At 62.8% G+C, this 5,828-nt stretch carries 4 protein-coding genes; all 4 read left to right on the forward strand.

Annotated features, from left to right (window positions below; translation table 11 throughout):
- On the forward strand, nt 1–1,490 hold a 1,490-nt coding region (locus AB4Z48_RS40150; protein WP_441624419.1), incomplete at its 5' end, for a type VI secretion system Vgr family protein.
- Nucleotides 1,487–2,413 (forward strand): hypothetical protein, encoded by a 927-nt coding sequence (locus AB4Z48_RS40155; RefSeq protein WP_441624421.1) that lies wholly within the window; start codon nt 1,487–1,489, stop codon nt 2,411–2,413. The genes AB4Z48_RS40150 and AB4Z48_RS40155, both read left to right, overlap by 4 nt.
- Before the next feature lie 16 nt (nt 2,414–2,429).
- Nucleotides 2,430–5,261 carry a toxin VasX gene (locus tag AB4Z48_RS40160; protein ID WP_441624423.1) on the forward strand — a complete coding sequence of 944 codons (2,832 nt, stop codon included), beginning with the start codon at nt 2,430–2,432 and terminating at the stop codon, nt 5,259–5,261.
- A partial coding sequence (locus AB4Z48_RS40165; RefSeq protein WP_441624425.1) for a hypothetical protein occupies nt 5,258–5,828 on the forward strand: 571 nt, incomplete at its 3' end. The genes AB4Z48_RS40160 and AB4Z48_RS40165, both read left to right, overlap by 4 nt.

Here is a 5,828-nt window from a genome sequence, read left to right on the forward strand (position 1 = left end):
CCACCCACGACGCCGACGGCCACCGCCTGATCCACAGCGACCGCCTGTTCGTGCAGGGCCGCATCGCCGGCGGTCCCGTCCTCTACAACCCCACCCCCGGCGGCGACCAGCCCGAGCCCGCCCTGCGCCGCTTCACCTACACCGAGAACGTGYGTACGGCACGCCTCACCCAGCGCGACTACACCTTCACCCATCCTCAGTACGACCTCGAACACGCTACGGTCAGCACCCCCCTCGATCACCAAAAGAAGGGATACGAACACTACGGCTACCCGGGACGCTACAAACGCGACGAAGCCGGCAAGCCCTTCTCCGAGGCGCGCCTGCGCGGCCACCGCCGCGACGCCCGCCTTGCCCGCGTCGAGGGCGACGACCCGCGCCTGGTGCCCGGCCTGTCCTTCGAACTCACCGGCCACCCGCGCGGCGACATGAACCACGGCTGGCGCCCCATACGCATGCGCCACCACGGCGTGCAGCACACCAGCCAGGCCGAAGAGAGCGCCGGCAGCGAACAAGGTACTCGCTACAACTACACCGCCGAACTGGTCCCCGACCGGACCGAGTGGCGCGCCGAGCCCCTGCCCCGGCCATGCATCGAAGGGCCGCAATCGGCCACCGTGGTCGGCCCGGCCGGCGAAGAGATCTACTGCGACGAATGGGGCCGGGTCAAAGTGCAGTTCCCTTGGGACCGCCTGGGCAGGCACGACGAACACAGTTCCTGCTGGATCCGCGTGGCGCAGCACTGGGCCGGCGCCACCTGGGGCCACATCGCCATCCCGCGCATCGGCCAGGAGGTGATCGTCGACTTCTGGGACGGCGACCCGGACCAGCCGGTCATCACCGGCCGCACGTACMGMTCSAACCAGTTGCCRCCCTACGMRCTKCCGCACCACAAGACCCGCATGACCATCAAAAGCCAGACCCACAAGGGCGAGGGCTACAACGAGYTGCGCTTCGAGGAYGAGAAGGACCAGGAGGAAATCTWCGTCCACGCGCAGAAGGACCAGAACATTCACGTCAGGCACGACGAAACCACCTTTGTCGGGCATGACCGCAGCGAGCAGGTCGAGCACGACGAGACGATTGCCATCGGACATGACCGCAAGGAAACGGTGGGCAACGACGAGCAGGTGACCGTCGGCCAGGACCGGCGCCACGACGTCGCTGAGACCACCGTGCAGGGCCATGACAAGCTGCAGGCCGGGCAAAGCATCGAGCGCAAGACTGCGCGCTATGAAGTGAAGGCGGCAGAGCACCTCATCATCAGGGGGCCCGGCGGCACGCTGCGCATTGACGGCAACGGTATCACCCTGGATGCGATCGCTATTCGATTCAAGGGGCCCATCTCGCACCCGGGCGGTGGCGGCGGGAATCCGCTATCCATGGCTGGCACACCCAGGGCCGGTCAAGCGTTGGACCGCGTATGCGCCATGCGCGCGGACGGCAGTTGCCCACGCAAACCTTGCCCCTGCGGAAGGACAAACGCATGAGCACCGCTGAACACGCTGTGCCAGGCTGGCCGCGGCAACACGTCAAGGTGGTCACGACCCCGGCCTGGGCGACGCTGCAAGACGGACCCCGCCCTTGGCTTTGGCTCAGTGGCGAATGCAGCGAATCGCTGGAGGCCGATGTTCGGGGGCTTACCCAGCGTTTCGACCATCAGTGGGTGTGGCTGGATACAGCGTGGCAGTACGAGTCCCCCGGATACCAGCAGGGCCCCATGCTGGTGCCGTTGGACACCACCCTGTTTAACCACTTCCTCGAAACCTGGGCACCCCAGCGCGCCGGCTTACTGCTGTTGGGACCGGATGACGAACAGGAATTGCTCGGGCATCTACGACAATTGCGCCTGATCATCGCTGCTGACGGTTTGCCGCTTACCTTCAGCCTTGGCGCATCGCGCCAACTCGAAGAGCTAGGCGAAAGCCTTCCCAACGAGCGCCTTGCCCAACTGTTTGGTCCCATCGCTCGCTTGATCTGGCGTGCCGGCGGCGAGCACGCCACCGAGTGGCTGCAAGCCGATGCGCCAACAGCCATGCCTGGCGTCGCGCTGGCCGACGGCCACCACCTCACGTTGACGCCGGAAGACGAAGCCACGCTTGATCAGGCCAGCCACGCCTGGTTCATGCGCGACACCGCGCGTCTGTTCACCTTGCGCCATCCGGCACTGGCCAGTGCGCTCACGGAGACGCAGTTATACGCGCAATTGATGGCCTTCGACCGCGAAGCCGACAGCCTGGCGTTGCTCCTAGAGCGCGATGCGCGCCACTACATGGAGCTGCGCTTCGTCTATCCCCAGGCGTTGTTCGCCCATGACACCTTGCTGCGAAACCACCTGACCCGCCGCCATGTTCCCGCTCGCCAGCGCCTGCAGGAAGCCGAGGAACGCCTGCAGCAAATCGCGTGCCCCTAGTTTGAGGATTACCACCGTGACCCTGCCCCTCAAAAAAGCACTTCAACCCGCGCATCCCAGTGAGAAGCCAAGGAATTGCGCCATTTCGCCGCCGTCGTGCCAGCGCGGCGTCCCGGTCTACCCCCTGCGCTACGGCATCGCCGACAAGGGCTTCGAAGCCGCAGTCTTCCCGACACTCAGCGTGAAAGGCTATCCGGAACTAAAGGGCAGCAAGGCGTATGGCCTGCGTGTTTTGCGTCCTGGCACCTATGTCTACCTGTTCTATTACCAGAACAGCCGCATGTGGACCCAGCATTACCAGGTCACCAGCGACGTGCGCTTCGCGCCCATCTGGTGGACCGAAGCCGACTGCCAGGACGCCGCTCCCGGCCGCTTGGCCCGCCCCGATACCACCGGTGCAAAACCCTACCTGCTCGCCCCAGAGGACAAGATTGCCGATACCGTCTATGTGCTGGCCACCGACACCATCCTCACGCATGCCACGCTTTGGCGCATAGAAACCAATGACGGTGGTCTGCGCGACAAACTGGCGACAAAGATCAAACCTGCGGGCGGCGCCACACAGACGCATGCGTTCAATGCAGTGCTCCTGGGCACCGCGACTCGCGAACTGATGCCGGCGACGTACGGCCAAGCGATGTACTACCCCTGGAGCGAAATCCAGCCCTCGCCCCCCGGTCCTGACTTCAACCGGATCATCAGCGACATGTATATCACCCTGTCGCCACGCAAGGAGGTGGTGCCACTCGGTGTTGCCCTGCAAGACCCCGTGGGTATGGTCGGCGAACTTCACTATCTGGCAGCCTCCGAAGTCAAAAGAAAAACCCGGTACGCTGGCGAGAATGCGCACAAGTTGCAGAGCGGAAGATTCATCGCCGGGTATTTTCAGGCGGCAAAGAACAGCCCGCGGGCAAGCTCTCCGGAACTGGCTAAGGCGCTCGCCAAGCAGCGCAATCTGATCGACTACACCAACGCCGTCGCCTTCCCGGACCGCTATGAAAAACGGATAGTGGCCTTCGACACCGCTATCGACATGGCGGTCAGGGACGTGTCGTCCTGGGTCGACCTTATCGAAGCTCCCGGACTACTGGGTAAAGCGCTGAGTTGTTTCGATCTGAAGATACTGCACAACGCCCGCGATTACGAAAAAGCGGTATTCAACTGCATCGGTAGCCTGGTCCACACGCAGGACGGCCAGCGGGCTCTCGCCAAGTTGACGTCGATACCTCCCGCTCAGAGCCCCTACTGGCTCGCGCTGGCGAACGGCAGCCAGATTCTGATGGCGCGCCTTCAGGAAAAGACTGCCGACATCGCCAAGAACATGTTCGACGTGGTGGACAAGTACATGGAAGAGCATGCCGCCACCCCCACTACCAATGCATTGATCGGCCTGCTGCAGGCGCTGCCGCAGAACAAGCAGGCGGATATCCTCGTGCGCCGTCTACGCCATGTCATTGAGATCCGCTTTAACGCCACCATTGTCCAGTACGACCTCAGCCTGGCGGACATGTGGCGCTTCGCCTACGAGTTCCAGGGTTACCAGACGCTCGGGAGCGAACGCTTGCGCGGTTGGAAGCGTCCCATGCCCAAGGTCACGCAAGCGGAGGCGACCGCCAGGATCCTGGTTTACGACTGGGTCAAGATTGGCGAGACGACCTACCGCGAACTGGACAGCGCGCCGATCGAGCGGCTGGCGCTTCCGCCAACGCGCCCCATCAAGGTGGAAGGCAACATCTTCATCAATACGCTGAAGCGTATGCGCACGCCTGGTGGGTACCTATTCACCGGGTTGGGTGGATGGCTTGCTTATAAGGGCATGGTGGAAGCGGGTAAGCAATTCAATTCGACCGAGCTTCAAGTATCGAACGCAGTTTCAGTGATCGGTGCTTTTAGCGCGCTCATTGCTGCTGGCATCGAAATTGTTGCTACGGTCGTCGCCGTTCGCGCGGGCGCGCGTGGCAATGTCGCCTTGGCCACCACCGCCAAAATATTCGCCACCAAGCGTGGCGTGGCGATTTTCGGCGCAGGTGGCGCTGGCATTGCGACCGCAGCGGATGCCATTAGAGCAGTCAATGCCCTCAATGAAAGTAATTCCGAACAGGCCCGCATGTACCTTGGTTCTGCCATCGCCGGCGGCGTTATGACGCTGGCGGCCTGGGGCGGCGGCACCGCGACAGCCGCTACGATATCCGGTGGCGGGGCGGCAGTGGCCGTGCTTGGCCTCACGCCCGCAGGCTGGGCCGTGGTGGGGCTTGTCGCCCTGGGGGTTGGCATCGCCTTTAATGTCGGCGTCGATATGACCAAACACGGTCCTGTCGAAATATGGCTCAAGCACAGCGCCTGGGGTGTCGATCGCCGGCATTACACAAGAAGCGAGGAACTGGATGCCATCCACGGCCTCTACTACCGCCCGCGCCTGAGCGCTGAGTGGGACAAGACCTCAGGCTATGAGATCGGCACCCTGCGCATCCATTGCCAGTTGCCCGGCACCAACGACATGCCTGCCGAACATTTCCAAACCCAACTCAGCTTCACCCTGGCAGGCAACGAGCTTGTGCCAGTCCAAGGCCCCATTGTCTATGCCGCGGGTACCAGCCCCATCGACTACCGTCGCCAATGCTTGATCACGCCACTGGGTCATACCGGCAAGGAATGCGGCTGGGCCATCCAGATGCACGAGGACACCAAGGTTGCGCTGAAATACCTGTACCTGCCCGCCCCGGTCGAGCAACCCGGGCTCGCCATCGACCAGCCTGGCGCGCCGACACCACTGGTGTTCTCCTCGGGAGGCCTGTTCACCGATCCCATCGACCCGGCTAAGCTGGAGCCAGTGGGGACGCCTCTGTGAAAGCGGAAACCATCAAGCGACTTCCGCCCAGCCTGCGTCTGGGCGGCACGCCGCTCTATCGGAACCACGCTATCAGTGAGCCGCCCAAGCCCGATGGCGTGCGTCGCGTCAATGATCAGTGCGTCGAACTGGAGACCTATGCGAATTTCACGCGGACCAGTACTGCGGGCTTTATCGGTATGTCCGTCTTAGTGACGATCGCTGCGATGTTATTCATGTTAGCCATTGTCGATAAAGAAAAGATAACCTTTCAGATGGTTGGGACTTTGGTGATCAGTGCACCATCGTTGCCAGCCATGGCCTTCCTGTTTTACTTTGCCAGCGGCGCACATCGCAGCCGTGGCGCCTTCATCCGCATTCATCGCGGCACGCGCAAGCTCTATTTCATTTTCCCCGGCACAGAGCGCCTGCACGTGCTCGACTGGAACCAACTCGAAGCCTTGGCCGGCTACATCCCCATCGTGTCTGCCAGTGGCTATGCCAGCCGGCATCCGCTGTACCTGATCGGGGTCGATTACACGATGGACCCGTCGACCGAAATCTGCGCGGCCTGCGGCAACCTGGGTC

The organism is Cupriavidus sp. 2TAF22 (genome assembly GCF_052115045.1).
Classification (GTDB): Bacteria; Pseudomonadota; Gammaproteobacteria; order Burkholderiales; family Burkholderiaceae; genus Cupriavidus.